General features: G+C 34.6%; 19 protein-coding genes. All 19 read right to left on the bottom strand.

Translation table 11 applies throughout. The annotated features are described in order from the left end of the window. Positions 1 to 22: 22 nt before the first annotated feature. Positions 23 to 1,366: a flagellar hook protein FlgE gene (locus ACPWSR_RS15555; RefSeq protein WP_426349141.1), complete on the bottom strand. Its 1,344-nt coding sequence runs from the start codon at positions 1,364 to 1,366 to the stop codon at positions 23 to 25. Between the two features lie 74 nt (positions 1,367 to 1,440). Further along, positions 1,441 to 1,836 carry a TIGR02530 family flagellar biosynthesis protein gene (locus ACPWSR_RS15550; RefSeq protein ID WP_426349140.1) on the bottom strand — a complete coding sequence of 132 codons (396 nt, stop codon included), beginning with the start codon at positions 1,834 to 1,836 and terminating at the stop codon, positions 1,441 to 1,443. A gap of 3 nt (positions 1,837 to 1,839) precedes the next feature. Then, entirely contained in the window at positions 1,840 to 2,511 is a 672-nt protein-coding gene (locus tag ACPWSR_RS15545; protein WP_426349139.1) for a flagellar hook capping FlgD N-terminal domain-containing protein, read from the bottom strand. Positions 2,512 to 2,522: 11 nt separating this feature from the next. Continuing rightward, entirely contained in the window at positions 2,523 to 3,848 is a 1,326-nt protein-coding gene (locus ACPWSR_RS15540) for a flagellar hook-length control protein FliK (protein ID WP_426349138.1), read from the bottom strand. Then, positions 3,845 to 4,288, bottom strand: coding sequence for a flagellar export protein FliJ (gene fliJ, locus ACPWSR_RS15535; RefSeq protein ID WP_426349137.1), 444 nt, complete (start codon positions 4,286 to 4,288; stop codon positions 3,845 to 3,847). Before fliJ ends, ACPWSR_RS15540 begins: the two co-directional genes overlap by 4 nt. A gap of 8 nt (positions 4,289 to 4,296) precedes the next feature. Continuing rightward, the gene (gene fliI, locus ACPWSR_RS15530) at positions 4,297 to 5,601 is read right to left on the bottom strand and encodes a flagellar protein export ATPase FliI (RefSeq protein ID WP_426349136.1); all 1,305 of its coding nucleotides are present in this window, start codon (positions 5,599 to 5,601) and stop codon (positions 4,297 to 4,299) included. Positions 5,602 to 5,612: 11 nt separating this feature from the next. Further along, the gene (locus ACPWSR_RS15525; protein ID WP_426349135.1) at positions 5,613 to 6,356 is read right to left on the bottom strand and encodes a hypothetical protein; all 744 of its coding nucleotides are present in this window, start codon (positions 6,354 to 6,356) and stop codon (positions 5,613 to 5,615) included. After that, positions 6,340 to 7,353 (bottom strand): flagellar motor switch protein FliG, encoded by a 1,014-nt coding sequence (fliG, locus tag ACPWSR_RS15520; protein ID WP_426349134.1) that lies wholly within the window; start codon positions 7,351 to 7,353, stop codon positions 6,340 to 6,342. Before fliG ends, ACPWSR_RS15525 begins: the two co-directional genes overlap by 17 nt. 5 nt (positions 7,354 to 7,358) lie before the next feature. Continuing rightward, positions 7,359 to 8,930 (bottom strand): flagellar basal-body MS-ring/collar protein FliF, encoded by a 1,572-nt coding sequence (fliF, locus tag ACPWSR_RS15515; protein WP_426349133.1) that lies wholly within the window; start codon positions 8,928 to 8,930, stop codon positions 7,359 to 7,361. Between the two features lie 22 nt (positions 8,931 to 8,952). Then, entirely contained in the window at positions 8,953 to 9,249 is a 297-nt protein-coding gene (gene fliE / locus ACPWSR_RS15510) for a flagellar hook-basal body complex protein FliE (RefSeq protein WP_426349132.1), read from the bottom strand. Positions 9,250 to 9,264: 15 nt separating this feature from the next. Continuing rightward, positions 9,265 to 9,669, bottom strand: coding sequence for a flagellar basal body rod protein FlgC (gene flgC / locus ACPWSR_RS15505; RefSeq protein WP_426349131.1), 405 nt, complete (start codon positions 9,667 to 9,669; stop codon positions 9,265 to 9,267). Between the two features lies 1 nt (position 9,670). Then, on the bottom strand, positions 9,671 to 10,072 hold the full coding sequence (gene flgB / locus ACPWSR_RS15500) for a flagellar basal body rod protein FlgB (protein WP_426349130.1): 402 nt from the start codon (positions 10,070 to 10,072) through the stop codon (positions 9,671 to 9,673). Positions 10,073 to 10,637: 565 nt separating this feature from the next. Beyond that, a complete protein-coding gene (locus ACPWSR_RS15495; protein WP_426349129.1) occupies positions 10,638 to 11,495 on the bottom strand; it encodes a flagellin in 858 nt (285 codons plus the stop codon). A gap of 24 nt (positions 11,496 to 11,519) precedes the next feature. Next, positions 11,520 to 13,049, bottom strand: coding sequence for a flagellar filament capping protein FliD (gene fliD, locus ACPWSR_RS15490; protein WP_426349128.1), 1,530 nt, complete (start codon positions 13,047 to 13,049; stop codon positions 11,520 to 11,522). A gap of 15 nt (positions 13,050 to 13,064) precedes the next feature. Continuing rightward, positions 13,065 to 13,409 (bottom strand): hypothetical protein, encoded by a 345-nt coding sequence (locus tag ACPWSR_RS15485; protein WP_426349127.1) that lies wholly within the window; start codon positions 13,407 to 13,409, stop codon positions 13,065 to 13,067. Continuing rightward, complete coding sequence (fliS, locus tag ACPWSR_RS15480; RefSeq protein WP_426349126.1) at positions 13,409 to 13,795, bottom strand: flagellar export chaperone FliS; 387 nt, start codon at positions 13,793 to 13,795, stop codon at positions 13,409 to 13,411. Before fliS ends, ACPWSR_RS15485 begins: the two co-directional genes overlap by 1 nt. A gap of 29 nt (positions 13,796 to 13,824) precedes the next feature. Then, the gene (locus ACPWSR_RS15475) at positions 13,825 to 14,163 is read right to left on the bottom strand and encodes a flagellar protein FlaG (protein ID WP_426349125.1); all 339 of its coding nucleotides are present in this window, start codon (positions 14,161 to 14,163) and stop codon (positions 13,825 to 13,827) included. Between the two features lie 13 nt (positions 14,164 to 14,176). Then, on the bottom strand, positions 14,177 to 14,395 hold the full coding sequence (csrA, locus tag ACPWSR_RS15470) for a carbon storage regulator CsrA (protein WP_426349124.1): 219 nt from the start codon (positions 14,393 to 14,395) through the stop codon (positions 14,177 to 14,179). Between the two features lie 4 nt (positions 14,396 to 14,399). Continuing rightward, positions 14,400 to 14,792, bottom strand: coding sequence for a flagellar assembly protein FliW (gene fliW / locus ACPWSR_RS15465; RefSeq protein ID WP_426349123.1), 393 nt, complete (start codon positions 14,790 to 14,792; stop codon positions 14,400 to 14,402). Positions 14,793 to 14,805: the final 13 nt, after the last annotated feature.

Genomic DNA, 14,805 nt, shown 5'->3' with positions numbered 1-14,805 from the left:
ATCCTCTCTAAGGGAAATTTAATTACCTCTTTAAATTAATAATTTCTTGTAATATCTCATCACCAGTAGTAATCATTTTACCACTGGCCTGAAAAGCCCTGCTTGTTACAATCATATCGGTAAATTGTTCTGTTAAGTCTACATTGGACATTTCTAGATATCCCTGCATCAAAGCGCCATAGCCATCATTATTTTCTTCCCCTAAGGTTTTGATACCTGTTCGGATAAATGCTTCTCCTGAATTAGCAGATTGTATAAAGGCATTTCCTCCTACCTTTGTTAAGCCCTCAGTATTTTTGAAGGTTGCCATGGCAATTTGTCCTAATGCCGAAACACTTCCATCCTCTAATACTGCAGTGATAATCCCTTCATCACTTATGCTGAAATTTTTGATAGAGAGATATTCATTTGTTCCTGCAACCTTGATTTTATCAGGTATCCTTAAGGTTTTAAGATTATTATCGTAGGAGTGTACTTCCATATTTCCATTAACAAAATTAATAACTCCATCAACTCCCACACTCTGAACTGGAGTCCCTCCAGATATCTCTGCTGGTGTATTAATATTGTCATCAAACGTCCCAGCAACAGTAACAGTCTGACTTATGCCTGCAGCATTTATAGCTTTATTAATTGCATTTTCTATACCTATCTTTTTAGTTCCATCATCTTCATCAAAGTCACCACTAACTTTGATGATATTTCCTTCTATTTTTGCCGTAGTGGAAGTATTATTAGAATGAACAACTTCAATCTTATAATTATTTAATCCTGCCCCTGCAGTAAAATTAAACATAAATCCTTTTGTTCCAGCTTCAGCAGGAGCTTTTGCTGTTGCCTCACTGTTTGCTTTATCATTACTTAAGGAATAACCTAAAACTCTATAACCGTCAGATGTCAACAGATTGCCTTCAGCATCTAATGTAAATGCCCCATCTCTGGTGTACATTAATCCTGCTCCAGAGGTCTGAAGGCTTTCTGTTAGAATATTATGAGTACCTGGCTCATGATTAACCACAAGAGCATTATCTTCATATATACCGTTTCCCTTGGCCACCATGAAATAACCGTTACCATCAATTCCTACATCAAGGCTTCTTGAAGTAGGCTGCATTGCTCCTTGGGTCATAATTGTATCTATAGCACCCAGTTGAACTCCAAGACCTACCTGCTTAGCATTAGTTCCTCCTGCATTTTGGGATGGAGCTAAGGCGTTGGTGGAGCTTTGATATAGCGCATCCTTAAAAGTGGTTCTTGATGCTTTAAAAGCAGTAGTACCAACATTAGATATATTATTACCAATTACATCAAGCTTCGTTTGATTCGCCTTCATACCTGTAATTCCAGCATACATTGATCTTATCATTTTTAATGACCTCCTATTTTGTACAATTGTTCGCATCAATCGATCTGCGAACCTCGGCCCCCGTAAGGTCCAGCCTATAGCATTACCATGCTATCAATATTAGTAAATACATTATCCTTTGCTCTTTCTTTTTCCACAGCGGTTATTAAAGTTTTATTTTCACAGCTAGCAATGAAAGCAATATCCTTATATAATATAAGGGCATTTTTACTTCCCTTACTCCTAGCTTTTTCTATACCATAACCAATGCTTTTTAAGTCTTTCTGCGAAAGCTCTAATTCTTTTACTCTTTCCTTTGCATGGGCAGAAATCTTATAACTCAAATCACTATAGATTTCCTTATCAAGTACTTCTTTAAAAGATTCATTATAATTGATTGTATTACTCTTTCTGTTTAAGCTTTGGTTATTTACAGGGGTTATAATCCCTTCGATAGGCTGTGGCCTACCATTTACTATTCTGTAGCTCATAGGTTACACCTGAGATTTTTCATAAATTCTTGTTATTTCATCTAAATAAAAGTTCCTTGTTTCACCTGTAGCTTCTAATCTAACCTTCAGTGATATAATTCCGTTAGATTGTCCTACTTCTAAAACCTTGCCTTCATATTCCTTTTCTTCATTGTTTTCTTTTACATTCATTTGAACATCCTTGCCAATTAATAGAGAAGAAGTGAGGAGTGAAGTGTATCTTTCAAGATTATCCATAGTATAATTTGGCACATCTATCACAGAAACCACATGGCTAGCATCAAAATTTTTATATATATTCTTTCCATTTTCGTTCACTGTAAGAGTTATGTAAGTATCTGAACCTTGATTAGTTACCGCTTGTACAACACCCGTGTAATTGTTTCCTTGAGGATCATAATCTGATACGGTAACACCCTTCCCAATTAAACTGCTGTTAGCATTAAAAGCCATTGTAGTATTCAAATTAGTCAGCTGCTCCATAGTTACCATCTGTGCCATCTGTGTCACATATGCCGTTGAATCTGCAGCATTTGTTGGATCCTGATTAGTTAATTCAGCAGCAAGTATTTTTAAAAAGCTATTCTTATCCATATCGCTTCCAGCAGATTTTATAGGCGTTCCCCTATTGGTCGCTGTATTTTGCACATAAGAAACAGAATTTATATTACTCATAAGAAATCTCCTTAAACTAAACTATTTATTGTTCCTTCTATGGGTATATCCGAAGGATTAATTACCTCCTCATCCCTTTTAGATAAGGATTCATTTGCGAACGAGGAATGTTTGTTAGTATTTCTATCATTACCTCCATAATCATTGCTTCTACTTTCTTCTGAGTAATAGAAGCCCTCCTCTGAAAATAAGCTAATCTCCACCTCCTGGACTTTTATCTCTCCAGCTTTCAAGGTACTGTTTAACTCTCCAATATTGTTAATGAGTAATTTATAGGTTTCTTCAGAGCTAACCCTAACCTTGGCTTTAAGACTATTCTCCTCTAAGGTAAGTCTTACAATAATAGTGCCTAGTTCTTCAGGATTAATTTTTACATTAATTTCCTGAATATTACCCTTAGAAGCATAATTTATAACTTTTATTAAATCTTCCTGTAGGGTCTTACCATTAATGACTGGTGCTTCTATCAAGGATGAATAATTACTTTCAATAGGTGCTCTCTGAATCACCCCAAAATAATTACCCTTGGCATTATCGTTCTCAAGAAGTAAGCTTTTAAGGAAGGTGACATCTTTGGAGGTATAATTTTCTTCACCCATATCACTTAAAGTCTTAATTTCAGCTGTAGTAAAACTTAACTCTTCATCTCTGCTGTACTTCTGATTGCTAAACAATTTTTCTTTATTCCACTGACTCTCTAATCCTTGTTGTTCCTCAGTGTTTTTTAAAACCTTATTAAGAATCCCTGATATTTCTGAGGCGCTTATTGAAGTATTTCTTTTCTCATCAGTATAGCTGGATAGTATATCTCCTGTAGGGTAATCACTTAATGCCTCAACCTCATCAGAACTGGTTAGCTTCTTTATTAGTTCCATAAATCCCTCCTTATGAGAGGTTTCCTCCAGTTGTGCCAAAAGTTCTTCGATTTCATAATTTCCACTCTTTATTAAACTATCTAACTTAGAGACTTCCTGAAAAATCGTCTCTGGGATAATTTCTTTAACCTTTTCAAATTCACTACCAAAGATGTTTCTAACCAGGAAAAAATTCAAAGCATTAGCTAGATCTCCCATATAAGAATTATCCACATTTCCAGCCTGGCTTTCATCCTCTGACAGGTCACCAGCTAAACTACTTCCTGAGAGCTCCACTGAAGTATCTTTTTTTCTCTCTAAAGTCTTAAAGCACTCTTCTCCATTACTGTTTTTAAGATAATTCACCATGTCAGCAAAGGATGACTCAGCTTCTTTACCTTCTCCTTTTCTAATCTTGCTATTGCCTAAATTCACTTCTTTAATTTCATTACTTATGGAATTTATTACTGTTATTTTTCTCACCTCCTTTCAGCAACCTGCTTAATATATCCATAAAGAGCAAATTCATCGTTCATTTTTTGCTCTTTTTGGTTCTCTTCAAAACGGTATTCATGATATTTTTTCTCTTTCAGTATCTCTATTGTCTTTCTTTCTATCTGTCTATCCATTAAATCTTCTCTACATTCCTCTAATACTTTTTCTTTAACTTCTATTTCTATTTCTGCTTCCTCTATGTATTTTGATAAAGCCGACAGATAATTTCTCTTAATTTTTTTATGTATTATTGTTTCTTCATAGTCCTCTATACTATATTTATTGTAGTTATCTTGTAGAGTATACAGGTGCTCTTCTGCAAGAAACCTGTCTCTCTGAGCTTTTTGAAAGCTTACCTTGCTAGTTTCCTCCTGTTGCACTCTTATATCTAAAAGCTTTTGCAGTTTGAAATTAAAATGGCTTTCCATAGTCACCTCTAATTAAATATTTCTTTCATGGAATTAATGGTCTCTTCAAAGGTCGCTTTTTCATAAACACCCTGTTTCAAAAAACTGTTTATTATTTCATTAAGCTCAATTGCCTTATCCACTTTTTTATTGGTCCCCCTAGTGTAGGCTCCAATATTTATTAAATCCTCAGAATTTTTATAGGTAGCCAGTAAATCTCTAATAGCAGAGGCCATATCTTTATGTTCTTCCCCTACTATCTCAGACATAACCCTGCTGACGCTATCTAAAACATCGATGGCTGGATAGTGATTTTTATGGGCTAGGTGCCTGGACAAAACAATGTGCCCATCAAGAATCCCTCTTACTGCATCAGCTATAGGCTCATTAAAATCATCTCCATCTACTAATACTGTATAAAAGGCTGTTATAGAGCCCTTATCTGACATACCTGACCTTTCCATTAATCTAGGCAGCATTGCAAAAACTGAAGGTGTATAGCCTTTTGTTGCAGGCGGCTCTCCTATGGCAAGTCCTACTTCTCTTTGAGCCATGGCAAATCGTGTTACTGAATCCATCATCAGAATCACTTTCTTACCTTTATCTCTGAAGTATTCTGCAATTGCTGTAGCTGTTAAGGCTCCTTTGATTCTTATCAGTGCGGGTTTATCGGAGGTGGCGCAAACAATAACAGATTTCTTCATTCCTTCCTCACCTAAATCCCTCTCTATAAAATCTAGAACTTCCCTACCTCTTTCACCAATTAGAGCAATCACATTAACATCAGCTTTTCCTTCTCTAGCTATCATACCTAAAGTAGTGCTTTTTCCAACTCCGCTCCCTGCAAATATACCAACTCTTTGTCCCTCACCACAGGTTAATAATCCATCTATTGCCCGAACTCCCGTGGGCAACGGATCTCTAATTCGCCTTCTTCTTAATGGATCTGGTGGAGATGAATCTAAAGGATAAGTTTCTAAGAGCTGTAATTTTTCTCCCTCCAAGGGAGCTCCAATACCATCTAATATCCTTCCCATGAGCTCATCTCCACAACTAACATTTAATGGTGAACCCGTGGGCACTACTCTACACCCTGGTGCAATTCCAATTAACTCACCTAGCGGCATAAGAATTATCACTTCTTCTCTAAAACCTACAACCTCACAATTAATAGGGTCATTATCTTCGTTATAAATAATGCATAGCTCTCCAACGAAAGCCCTTATACCTTCTACCTCAATAGTTAATCCTATTACCTTTGTTACTACGCCTTCATAAAAGAATGGAGATAGTTTCTTCGCTTTCTCTTCAATGAGTTTAAAATCAATCTTCATTGCCTCACCTATTAAAATGCTTCATGAATTTTTTCAGTAATCATTTTTATACCTGTTTTAATTTTCCCTTTATCAGTTATTATCTCTACATTACCTATCTCTAAGGAATTGTCTGGAATAACAAACACCTCTGTTTTTAGTGTAATCTGTTTATTTTCTCTAACTTCTTCCTCCAAGGCATCACAGTGAAAGGAGTTTGCTTTTATTATTAATGTTTTAATGGTTTTAGATGACTCTATGGCTTCTTTTATTAGGTTGTTCAAGCCATCCTTCTCCATAAGCCTTTCCCTCATTAGATGCTGAGCAATTTCCAAAGATAAATTTAATATTTCTTTTTCTTTACTCCTTAAGTACTCTTCATAAACTGACTTAGCTGTTATCAGTAAATTTTCGCCCTCTGTTATTATTTCCTCAGCTTTTTTATTAGCTTTTTCTATATTTCCTTCATAGGCTTCCTTATAACCATCCTCATAGCCATTTTTCTCGCCTTCTTCATAGCCTTTCCCATAAGCATTTTTTTTAATTTCCTCTGCCTCAGAATAAGCGTTTCTTATAATTTCCTCGCTTCTCTCTCTTGCTTCTTTAAGGATAGCCTCCCTGATCCTATGAAGGTTTTCATCTTCAAAAGGATTCAAGGGCTCTTCTTTTACTTTTTTATTTAAGTTTTTAGCCTCCTGCAGAGTTTCTATTACTCTACTTCCATCTTTTACAGATATATTTGATTTAATTACAGAGTTGTTATAAGATAATGGCATTTTGTCCACCTCTTGCTATAACTATCTCTCCAGTATCATCTAACCTCCTGATAATTGATACTATCTTTTGTTGTGTCTTCTCAACATCGATTAGTCTAACTGGCCCTAAGAATTCCATATCTTCCTTAAGAGCGGCAGAGGCACGCTTTGATTGATTTCTAAATATTGCATCGAGAACTTCCTCTGATGCTCCCTTAAGAGCAAGTACTAGATCCTTAGCGTCAACTTCTCTCAGTATTCTCTGTATGGAAACATCGTCTAGAGTAACAATATCCTCGAAGATAAACATACTGCTCTTAATTTTTTCTGCCAGCTCTGCATCCTCTCTTTCAAGACCTTCAGTTATATTTTTTTCTGTTTGTCTATCAACTTCATTTAAAATCCCCACCAATGATTCCACACCACCTAAAATTGAGTTCTCCAATCTGACTACAGAAGAAAGCTTTGATTCTAATACTTTTTCTATTTCTTTAATCACCATGGGAGATGTGTTGTTCATCGTAGCAATTCTATAAGCTACATCGCTTTGCACTTCTTCTGATAGAGAAGACATCACCTGGGCAGCCTTATCCTTCTGAAGATAGCATAGTATTAGAGCTATAGTTTGTGGATGCTCATTTGAAATAACATTCAAAAGCTGGACTGGATCTGCTTTTCTAGCAATGGCAAAAGGTCTATATTGCTGAGTTGCTTCAGAAACCTTGTTTAATATCTCTTGAGCCTTCTGTGAACCTAAAGCTTTTGATAAAAGATTTCGAGCATATTCAATACCACCCTCTATAAGAAAATCCTTAGCCTTATTCATTTCTAAAAATTCCTTAAGAATTTCCGACCTTTCCGCCGAGGAAACAGCTGTTATATTAGCTATCTCATAAGTGATTTTTTGAATATCGTTGTCAGGAAGTTTTTTAATGATACCCGATGCTACATCAGGGCCAAGGGTTATAAATAGAATTGCTGCTTTCTGAACCCCGGACAATCTATTTTCTCTTGGCATCTTCATCACCTCTCATCTTCTGTTAGCCATGCTTTAATGATATCTGCCACTTGTTCAGGCTTCTCATGAGCGTAGCTTTTAATCTCTTTTTCTATGTATAACTTTTCATTTTCTTCTTCGAAGGCTATTGGCTCAAAGCTTTCAACAGGCTTAGGAGTAATCTCTTCACCTACAACAGTGTTTAAGTTTGAACCTAAGATAAGCTCCTCATCTTCTTTTCTTCTTAAATTTCTCATAATGATAACTATTATTGAAATTATTGCTATAACGCCAATCATTCCTAATACAGCCATAGAGTACAGCCGTATTTTTTTCTCCTTCGCCTCCTGTGCCTCAATTGCAGCGATTTGCTTATCTAAGGCATCCTGCGCAGCTGTATCGAAATTCATAGATACCACTGATATTTCATCTCCACGTTCCTCGTTTATTCCTAAGGATCCTTTAATAACTTCTTTCAGATCTTCTAAGGTTCCTGCGTCTTTATTCCCATTGACAATAATAGATGCTGTAAGTCTTTTCACTTCTCCAGGAGCAGTGATAGTTACTGTTTCTAATGAACCTACCTCATAATTTATTGTCCCTTCCTCACTTATAATGCCGTTATCTTCCATGTCTCCAATGGTATTGCTCATTTCGTTATCTACAGGACTGCTGCCTAGGTTACCCTGTGAATCACCATCCCTATCCCTTTTATAGGTCTCAGAAACTATAACCTTATCAGGGCTGTAAATTATCTGAGTACTTTCTTTAGAATCAAAATCTAAATCTGCAGCAACGGTTACCGTAGCGTTACCCTTGCCCAATACCACAGACAGATGCTCTAATATCTTATTTTCCAGCTCTCTCTCAAAATCTTTTTCTATGGTTTTTAAGTTCTCCACGGTACCAGAAGCCTGTACTTCTTTTCCATCCTCATCAAATAAATCTTTAGAAAGAAGATTCATTCTTTCATCAATAACCTGTATATTTTGAACAGGAATATTATCAGTTCCCCCAGATACTAAAGCAATAATCGCCTTCACCTGTTCTGATTCTAATTTTTTCCCTTCTTTAATATCCAGATATATAGCAGCGCTACCAGGTGTATCCTTATCTATAAATACTGATTTCTCAGCCATGGTTATATGTACTCTTGCACTATCAATTTGAGGAAAGCTCTTAATGGTTCTTTCCATTTCACCTTGAAGCATTCTGAGCTTCTTAATTTCAAATTCTTCTTTGGTCATTCCAAAGGAGTTTCCTTCGTCCATCAATTCAAAGCCAGTACTGCCTAAGGTTAAGCTAGATGCAAGTTCTAGCCTAAGCTTATCTACCATTTCCTCAGGAACATGAATTGAATTCCCCTGGATTTTATAATCGATCCCTTTTTCTTCTAAGGTTGACACAACGGTCTGTGCATCGCCATTTTCAAGCTCCGAAAAGAGTAGGCCATATTTATCTTTAAAGCTCATAAAAATTATTAATATAATTGCTAACAAAACTGCTGTAGATGAAGTAATAATAGCTATCCGAGCTTTTTTACTTTTATTATTAAAATTTTCCCACAACTTTTTGAAGCCGTCAGTGAATATGTTCATTTTCTGCCCCCTTATAATCATCCTATAGCTGCAGTCTGTTTATCTCCTGATATGCTTCAACCATCTTATTTCGTATCTCTATAGCTAGCTGTAAGGACAACTGCGCTTCTTCCGTGTTAAGAAGTACCTGATGAATATCTATATCTTCTCCCTTTATAAGTGCTTCTGTGCTTTCTTCAGCTTTCATCTGAAGCTTGTTAACACCATCTAACTTTTCCTGAAGATAACCACTAAAGGATAATTCATCCTCTACTTTATTTTTCTTCCCCATAGGATTACTCTGAAATAATATATCTTCTGCAAATCCCGTAATCTTCACAAAAATCCCCTCCTTTTATTTTCCTATTTCTAAGGCTTTTAAAAACATGTTTTTCTGTGCATCTAAAGAATCAACATTAGCTTCATAAGACCTAGAAGCGGCCATCATATCTGCCATTTCATTTAAGATATTAACATTTGGCATAGTTATATAACCATCACCATCTGCATCAGGATGAGAAGGATCATAAACCCTCTTCAACTGGCTTTCATCATCCTTGATTTCAACGGCCTTAACACCTCTCATTCCAAGCTCCTTTTGATAATTCTCCTGAAAAACTGCAATCTTTCTAACGTATGGTCCTCCTTCAGCTGTCCTAGTAGTTTCTGCATTTGCTATATTACTTGATATAGTATCCATTCTCAGTCTTTCTGCTGACAGCCCACTGGCTGCTATCCTCATTCCGCTAAAGCCACTCATACTACTTACCTCCTGTAATGACATATCTAGTGCTTGTTAATCTACTGTTTGCCTCTGTTATCAGAGCATTATACATCAGTGAATTAGCAGCTTGATTAACCTTTTCTAAATCCAAATCTACATTATTACCATCTTCTCTCATGCTTGTACTATTATCCTGAACAATCTTAATATCTCCCTGCTGAGCTACTCCATCTGAATAGTGCTTTATTTTAGTACTTTTCATGGATATCTTCTTTTCATTGGCTAAGCTATCCTCAAAGGAAACAGCATATTTTTTGTAGTTTGGAGTATTAATATTTGATAAATTTTGAGCGATAACCTCCCCCCTTAGGCTAGACGCGTCCAAAGCCTTTTTTAATAGATCATAATTAGCAGATACGGATATACTTCCAACAGGCATGACAAACCTCCTAAAATTTATATACTTTGTTATTTAATTAACTTGTAAAATAATTATAATTGATAATATTTAATGTATTATATTAATTTATTTTGTATTATAATTTGAATCTATTTCCATTATAAAGTAGAATTAACTATATATCTACAACTTATTTACATTTTAGTAACTTATTTCTTTTATTTGCTACTATTACTCCTTTATTGTTATATAGAACAAATTGTGTACACAATTCTCTTTCAAATATTAACATTTTTTATATAATGATACTTTTGTATTAATATTTTGTTACTTTTCCATTTAAATATATAATACAATACTTTAATCAAAATTTAAATAGTTTTCAATAAATTATTATAATTATTTTCTTTAATTACTATATTTGTTAATTACATAGGGCAAAGGTATAAATTTCATCTTCTTTTCTACTAATATTCACCTTTCTATTAATGAAATAATATATGTTTAGCAATTTGATATTAAAACAACAATGTTATGGATAATTTACATATAATTATTTATAAAAAAAAGAGCCATTATGGCTCTTATAATCTAGCTTTTCTATCTATTTAACATTTTCAAGTATTCTAAGAATGTCCTGGGGAAACCTATTAGACTGTGCGAGTAATGCAGTTGATGCATTAATCAGTATATCCTCTTTAGAATATGTAAGGATTTCTTCTGCAACATCAGAGTCTCTTATTCTGCTTTCTGCTCCTTGATTCAAAATATTGAATTCGGAAAGATTTTCAGCTATACGTTCTGTTTTTCCCATAATAGCACCATACTTACTTCTTATGGAAGTTACCATCTTTGAAATATCTTCTATTATTTCTAAAGAATTACTTATATTATCTTCTTTAGTTACATCTACACCTTTTGATAGATCTCCCTTTGAGGTCTTTAGCATTTCTAGAGATAAATTATATAAGGGAATATGAATCACATCTCCTACATTAGCTCCTGAGGTATTAATAAGCTGTTTAGGATTATTATTATCTTTAATACCCTCTGCTTTTAAAAGCTTAACTCCATTAAATTCTGCATTATTAGCTACTGTATCTATATGATTTTTTATCTCATCTATTTCTTTTTGAATAATTTCCCTATCGGATAAGGACATGGTTCCCCCAGCTTGAATAGTAAGCTCCTTCATCCTCGTAAGGGATGAATTAATGTTCTCCATGGCACTATCTGCAGTTTGTAGCATAGCATTACTATCCTGTAAGTTTTTGCTGCTAACGTCAAGTCCTCTAATCTGTAACCTTAAAAGCTCGCTTTTGGCCAGGCCATGAGGATTGTCCTTTGAACTCATTATCTTCTCTCCAGAGCTTATTCTTTTCAGAGCATTGCTCTGTCTCACAAGAGTTTTACTATAATTTTTATAAATACTAAGGGACATTAGGTTTGCATTTAGTTTCATATTAATCTCTCCATCATCATATTACTAGAGACTGAATTGAGAAGCTAGATAGCTGCTTTGGGAATTTAGGCTATTAAGGTTTGTTTCCAAAATTGAAAACTTTTTATATAAAGACTCACGCTTCTCCTCTAGGTTTCTCAATAAATTCTGAATCATTGTATTTTTATCTGTAATTTTCTTTGAAATAGTATTCTCAGAAACCCAACGGGTATTTTCATAACCAGCCTTTTCTATTAAAGACCCATTATAGCCTACAGCCTTGTCAATTATATCTTTAAATTTTGTAAATATACCTTTTTTCGAATTAGTATCACCAGAAGAGGTGAATAGCTTCTGAACCGCTTCACTATTATTTTCTATTGCAGACTTAAATTTAGCTTCGTCGATTTGTAGCTTTCCTCCATCATTATAATTAGCAGTGGTGCTTATTCCTATATCTGTCAGACTAAGCCCTGCACCTTCAACAGTTTCATAAAGTGTACTTCTGAGAGCTGTCAAAATAGAGGAAATGCTATTATCTCTGCTTAATATTCCCTGCTTAGCTTTAGCCTCCCACTTTTTTATCTCATCCTCTTTCATTTCTTCTTTTTGTGAATCTGTTAATGGGTTATAATTATAATCTTTTTTTTCTGTTATCTTACTATTTAATTTTTCTACAATGGAATTATAAGAATCGATAAAACCTTTGAACTTGTTATAGCTATCTTCGCTATTCTTTACAACATTAAAGTCTACTGTTTTGTCTGCTTCGGTTAATTTGTAGAGAACATTGTCTATGGTAAAAGAGTTACTGCTACTTCTATATTCCACTCTGCCTTCACCATTTCCCGGAGGTGTTATAAATACAAGTGCATCTTTACCTGGATAATCCACCTCTACTCTCTCAGAATCTGGTAATAAATTATTTGTAACTTTTAATATTTGAGTTTCTCCAGTTACTTTACCTTCTATGGTCAATTTCCCTGTGAGCTCACTAAAATTAATATCTACAAATGAGGATAGACTCTTGCTTCCGTCAATATTCTTAGCATTCTTAAGCTTATCTATCAGGTCACCTATTGTAATGTCACTCTCTGCCTCCACAGTAAAGGTTTCTCCACCAATTTCAAGCTTATAGTTACCAGGTCCTAACCCAGCATCTGCTAAGGTAGTATTTTTTTTGGCACCTGTACTAGCGGATATCTGCCATTTAGGTGCCTCTGCAAGGCTCTCTATCTCTACAGAGTATTTACCCGTTACTGCTCCAGGAAAAGTGGTAATTTCTAGTCCTGTTCCTGATAATTCGCTTTTAGTGCTAACATAATTGGAAGAACTGAGCATGTTACTACTGTTAGCTATATCAAAATATTCATAGAACTTCTTAAGGTCCTTAATAATATCAACATAAGCTTCCTGCTGCCATTCTAAGGTTTGCTTTGCTTGCTTTGCCTTATCAACCCTAGCTTGATCATTGCTCAGCATACTTTCTACTAAACCATCAATGTCAAGTCCAGATGCAAGACCAGTTATTCTCCCATAATCTGCAGAGGAACTACTTGAACTGCTTATATTCATGTACTCATCACACCCTTAAATTTTTTTATCAATTATATTTAATGGCTCCCTTGAAGTAAATAAATAAACATTATTAGCCGCCATTTTATTTTTGCTTTCTTGCAATTGTATGTATATTTCTTGCTTTTTATTTATATATATATCCTGAAGCTCATTTTCCAGCTCCAAAAGCTGCAGATCTGTGATTTGCTCTTTCATTAAGCTGCTATCTATATCTTCTTTGGAAATTGAATCAATAATCTCCTGTCGCTTTTCTAAAAACACTGGAACTAAGTGAATTTTATCTTCCTTAAGAGAAGTTATTAACTCCAGAGTAACTTTTTTAAATTCATTAAGCTCTTCTATTACACTAATCATCATTAACGACTCCCAATAGAAGCTTTATATGCTGCATGCCAGGTGTTTCTTATCTCTTCTATCAGCGGCATAATATCGTCAATAACATCAATATTCTTCTTTAGGTTTGCTTCCACAAGCTTTTCTTTTATAAAAGCATATACCTTATATAGGTTGTCCGCCCATTGATTATTACTTGTATCAAGACTTATCATTAGCTCACTAAAAATATCCTGACATTTTATCAAGGCAATGTGAGCCTTTCCCATATCCTTATTAATAATAGCATCCTTACCCTGCTTTACATATCTTACAGCTCCATCTACGAGCATCAATAGAAGCTGCTCCTTTGAAGCATAATTTATACTGTTATTTTTATAAGCATTGTAGGCAACAGCGCTGTTATTCATTATAACCCTCCAAATAAAATAAATTAGGTTTATACCTTTTCATCCACTAAGATACCAACAAGTTCACACATTTTTGAGACTAGGTCTAAAATCTTTTTTGGTGGTATTTCTAATAATATCTCATGAGTATCCTTATGGACAATCCGTATCATAATGTGCTTTAACTTATCGTGCATTTCATATTCTGCATAGGTATTATTATCATCTAAAAAGGTATTAATCTTCTCCAATGCTTTATCCAGGGTGTCCTTAGAAATATACTCATTAGCTGATATTCCTGCTTTATCTTGCTCTTTATTTCCTTGATATTTTTCATTAGGTAAAATCGCTGGTAAAAAGCTGCCTTTATTATCGATAGTAATACTCATAATTATTACCTCTCTATTTTTTTCTTATATCTTTTATAACCTTAAGGTCATAGTTTGCTGCTATTTGATTTTCTTCCTCTACAGCCTTATATAGTTCTTTTCTCAAAATAGTTACCTCTTTTGGTGCATTTATAGATATCTTAACTCCCCCGTCTTCAACCTTTATCACGGTTATTTCAATATCATCACCAATTAATATAGATTCACCCTTCTTTCTAGTTATTACCAGCATATATTCACTCTCCTATTAATGGATGTTTTATCAAATATTCATCATTATCTAAGATAATCTGCATAGCGTACCCATTTTTAACATTTATTATTACTGGCGCTTTAAGATTATAGGTGATGTCTTTAACATCCTTTGATAGTGTCACTATGGAAATAACCTTTACCTCCAGAGGATCAATAATTCCTAATATGCTTAATATCTCGTCCCTTAATTTAAACTCATAGTCTGGTTTAAATATAAAAGGTGATACAGTTACAAGGCCTATTTCTTCATCTTCCTCCGATTGAAGGAGTAAAAAGTCCGGATTATTCTCTATTGGAAATAGACTAAATTTTTTTAGAGTCTCAAAGCCTGGAAGTGGTTTTACAAAGGTTAAGCTTAGTCTATCAGGTTGCATATTATTCCTCCTT

The organism is Alloiococcus sp. CFN-8 (assembly GCF_049943125.1).
Taxonomy (GTDB): Bacteria; Bacillota; Clostridia; order Clostridiales; family Clostridiaceae; genus JAEXZL01.
This window is presented reverse-complemented; position numbering and strand designations above follow the sequence as displayed.